This is a genomic window from Pseudomonas edaphica (assembly GCF_005863185.1).
GTDB classification, from domain to species: domain Bacteria; phylum Pseudomonadota; class Gammaproteobacteria; order Pseudomonadales; family Pseudomonadaceae; genus Aquipseudomonas; species Aquipseudomonas edaphica.
Window position 1 is genome coordinate 1 of sequence record NZ_VBVZ01000555.1, and the last position, 4,050, is coordinate 4,050.

Consider the following 4,050-nt stretch of genomic DNA (forward strand, 5'->3'; position numbering starts at 1 on the left):
CTTCAGTGGCGTGCGCAGGTAGTCAAACAACAACCGGCTCACCGGCGACAACTGCGCTTCATCACGCACCACCACAATCAAGCTGCGATCCGACCACGTGTCGGTCAGCGGCACCGCATGCAACCCCAGCGCGCGACCAAACAGCTCATAGGCTTTTTGCGGCAAAATACCGATGCCCATATTCGCCTGGACCATCCGGCACATCGCATCAAACCCCGGCACATGGATACGCAGGCGCAGCATCTTGCCGGCCTCACGCGCAGCGGCATGGGTACGCATGTTGATCGAACTGGCGGCGTGCAGGCCGACGTAATCGCTGCCCAGGGTTTCCTCGAAAGCCAGGGTTTGGCGTGCGGCCAAGGGATGCTCCGCCGGCATCAACACCACCAGCTTGTCATGGCGATACAGCACACTGGGCAAGCCTTTGGTGTCAGTGTCGCTGGAGCAGATGCCCAGGTCTGCCACCCCGTCCAGCACGCCCTGGACCACGCCGTTGCTGGGGCGCTCTTCCAGATCAGTCTTGACCTCGGGGTGCCGTTGGGAAAAGTCGCGCAGGTCTTCCGGAAGGAACTGAATGATCGCCGACAGATTCGCCAGCATGCGCACATAACCGCGCACACCGTGGCTGTGTTCGCCCAGTTCAAGGCCCATTTTCTCGACGTTGAACAGCATCTGCCGCGCATGGTGCAGCAATGTTTCGCCCGCCGCAGTCAGGTCCATGCCCTTGGCACGGCGCACGAACAGGCTCACGCCCAATACCTGCTCCAGCTCCATCAGGCGCTTGCTGGCTGCCGACACGGCGATGGCTTCACGGGCCGCAGCGCGGGTCAGCGTGCCTTCTTCAAACACTGCAACGAACAGTTGCAGAGTGATCAGGTCAAGGCGACGCACCAGGCTTTTGTGCAGCATCAGCGCGGCTCGCTGGCCAGGCGATTGATCTCGGCCTGCTCCACCACGGCTTGCGGCGCGCCATGACGCGCCGCCGCCAACATCGCCAGGCCGACGGTCTCGGTGCTCACCACCCAGCTCGGTTTGACCCGACGAAAAAACGACAACAGCGGCCCGAGCACGGTATAGAACGATTGATACAGCGGCGTCTTCGAGCGCACGCCATGCAACGGCTGAATCACTCCGGGCCGAAACAGGTACACCGCCTTGAACGGCAAGCGCAGCAAGGCGTTTTCGGTCTTGCCCTTGACCCGCGCCCACATCGACTTGCCCGCCTCGGAGCTGTTGGTGCCGGCGCCGGACACATAGATAAAGGTCATCTGCGGATTGAGCCGCGCCAAGGTACTGGCGGCGACCAGGGTGAGGTCATAGGTGAGGTGGGTGTACTTGGCTTCATTCATACCCGCCGACGACACGCCGAGACAGAAGAAGCATGCATCAAAGCCTTGCAGCAGGTTTTCCAGGGGCTGGAAGTCCAGCATGTCGCTGTGCAACACCTGGTGCAGCTTGCCGTGTTCCTGGGTCAGCGGCGTGCGGCCCACGGCGACCACTTCCTGCACGTCAGCGGCCAGCAGGCACTCGCGCAGCACGCCTTGGCCGACCATGCCGGTGGCGCCGAATAATAGAACTCTCATCAGGTGACCTCAGCGGCAAGCCGCAAGCTTCATGCTCAAGTTAAATACCGTTCAACTTGTAGCTTAACGCTTGCGGCGTGCAGCTGCCGCCTTTAGAACGCGCTGCGAAATATCTCCTCAATTTGTCGCTGATCCGCCCGGCGCGGGTTGGTCAGACCGCAGGCATCCTTCAACGCATTGGTGGCCAGCAGCGGAATGTCCTGCAACTTGGCGCCCAATTCGCGCAAACCGGCCGGGATCTCAACGTCATGGGCCAAGGCGCGAATAGCGACGATGGCCGCCTGGGCGCCCTCTTCCGGAGTAATACCCTTGATATCGGCGCCCAAGGCGCGCGCCACGTCGCTCAAGCGTTTGGCGCACACGCTGGCGTTGAAGCTTTGCACATGGGGCAGCAACACCGCGTTGCACACGCCGTGGGGCAGGTCGTAGAGGCCGCCGAGCTGGTGGGCCATGGCATGCACAAACCCCAGCGAGGCATTGTTGAAGGCCATCCCGGCGAGGAACTGCGCATACGCCATGTTTTCCCGCGCGGCTTTGTCGCTGCCATCACGCACCGCCAGACGCAGGTTGGCGCTGATCAGCTCCATGGCCTTGATCGCACAGGCATCGGTGATTGGCGTGGCGGCCGTGGACACATAGGCTTCGATCGCATGGGTCAGCGCATCCATGCCAGTGGCCGCCGTCAACCCCTTGGGCATGCCGACCATCAGCGTCGGGTCGTTGACCGACAGCAGCGGCGTGACATTGCGGTCGACGATGGCCATTTTCACATGGCGGGTTTCATCGGTGATGATGCAGAAACGGGTCATCTCGCTGGCCGTGCCGGCGGTGGTGTTGATCGCCACCAGCGGTAACTGCGGCTTGCTCGACTGATCGACACCTTCATAGTCGCCGATGTGCCCGCCGTTGGTGGCGCACAACGCGATGCCCTTGGCGCAGTCATGGGGCGAACCGCCGCCCAGGGACACCACAAAATCACAGGCGGTGGCCTCCAGCATCGCCAGGCCTTTCTCGACGTTCTCCACATTGGGGTTGGGCTTGGCACCGTCGTAGATCACCGAGTCAATGTCCTGCATCGCCAGCTTTTCGGCGATCATGCTGGCCACGCCGGCCTTGGCCAGCCCGGCGTCGGTGACGATCAGCGCCTTGCGAAAACCGTAGTTGCGGATGGCCGTCATGGCTTCGTCGAGGCAGTCGGTGCCCATGATGTTGACGGCGGGAATAAAAAAGGTGCTGCTCATGGTCAATCCTCGGAGGCGGTATGCCGACAGAATCAACCGCTAACGCGTGGCGCATCTTGATCAGGATCAACGCCCGCTCGTGATAAAGTCACCACCCAGCCGATTTCGAGTAGACCCGCCGCAATGAAGGATTTCCAGGATATTGACGCCCACCTTGAAGACTGGAGCGCCCTGCGCAGCGCCATCGACTTCAATGGGATTCTGATCGGCAATGGCGCCAGCCGCGCGATTTGGGAAGACTTTGCCTACGACTCGCTGTTCGAAAACGCCCGCACCGTCGAAGAAAAGCCCCTGAGCCCATCCGAACTCAGCGTGTTCGACGCCCTGCAAACCCGCAGTTTCGAGCAAGCGCTGGGCGCCTTGAAGACCACCAGCCGGGTCAACAAGGCACTGGCGGTCAGCTCGGCGGCGCCGCGCAACCGCTACTACGCAATCAAGGAAGCGCTGATCAACACCATCCACGCCGTGCATATTCCGTGGCGCCTGGTGCAGCCGTCGACACTGGCGACGATCAACACTGAACTGAAGCGCTACGCGACGGTGTTCACCAGCAATTACGATTTGCTCAACTACTGGGCGATTTTGCACACGCCGGGCATTGATGACCTGTTCCGCAGCGCCGACGCCAGCTTCGACCTGCGCAACACCCGCACCGACGCCACGCGCATCCTCTACCTGCACGGCGGCCTGCACCTGGTGCGCAACCTCGACGGCACCGCGCGCAAATTGCCGACCACCGAGAGCACCTTGCTCAGCAGCTTTGCAATAAACAACACGATCAAGACGTTGGACGATGTGCCGTTGTTTGTCAGCGAGGGCAAGGTGGAGGAGAAGCTCAAGACCATTCGCAGTTCGGATTACTTGTCGTTCTGCTACGAGCAGTTGCTGAGTCATGAAGGCGCGTTGTGCATCTTCGGCCATGACTTGGGGGCTCAGGACAGCCACTTGGTGGACGCGATTCGCCAGGCCAGACTGACGACACTGGCAATTTCGGTGTCGGGGCGCAGTGACGGGTTTATCCGCCAGCAGAAGCGCCGGTATTCGCAGTTGTTTGACGGCAGTGGCGTGGAGCTGAAGTTCTTTGCGGCGCGTACGCATCCGTTGGGTAATGCCGCGTTGTCTGTGCCGGTCGAACGCTGATCCACTGAACAACGAAGATCAACTGTGGGAGCTGGCTTGCCTGCGATTGCGGTGGGCCAGTCAGTATTGCCTTAACTGACACACCG

4 protein-coding genes are annotated in these 4,050 nt (G+C 61.3%); 1 reads left to right on the forward strand and 3 read right to left on the reverse strand.

From position 1 onward, the window contains the following. The 3 genes from FEM54_RS26340 to yiaY all read right to left on the reverse strand — a co-directional run. Positions 1-909: LysR family transcriptional regulator (locus tag FEM54_RS26340; protein WP_099548614.1), on the reverse strand; the 909-nt coding region annotated here is incomplete at its 3' end. After that, on the reverse strand, positions 909-1,583 hold the full coding sequence (locus tag FEM54_RS26345) for an NAD(P)H-binding protein (protein WP_138453635.1): 675 nt from the start codon (positions 1,581-1,583) through the stop codon (positions 909-911). The genes FEM54_RS26340 and FEM54_RS26345, both read right to left, overlap by 1 nt. A 92-nt stretch (positions 1,584-1,675) precedes the next feature. Further along, entirely contained in the window at positions 1,676-2,824 is a 1,149-nt protein-coding gene (gene yiaY / locus FEM54_RS26350; RefSeq protein WP_017137278.1) for an L-threonine dehydrogenase, read from the reverse strand. A 123-nt stretch (positions 2,825-2,947) separates the two neighbouring features. Here yiaY and FEM54_RS26355 point away from each other — a divergent pair, with 123 nt between their 5' ends. Further along, positions 2,948-3,964: a DUF4917 family protein gene (locus FEM54_RS26355; RefSeq protein WP_099548612.1), complete on the forward strand. Its 1,017-nt coding sequence runs from the start codon at positions 2,948-2,950 to the stop codon at positions 3,962-3,964. The last annotated feature ends 86 nt before the right edge of the window (positions 3,965-4,050 follow it).

Excerpts from the sequence above, each read along its gene's own strand:
- yiaY (WP_017137278.1), bottom strand. The coding sequence starts at position 2,824 with ATGAGCAGCACCTTTTTTATTCCCGCCGTCAACATCATGGGCACCGAC.
- FEM54_RS26355 (WP_099548612.1), top strand. The coding sequence starts at position 2,948 with ATGAAGGATTTCCAGGATATTGACGCCCACCTTGAAGACTGGAGCGCC.
- FEM54_RS26345 (WP_138453635.1), bottom strand. The coding sequence starts at position 1,583 with ATGAGAGTTCTATTATTCGGCGCCACCGGCATGGTCGGCCAAGGCGTG.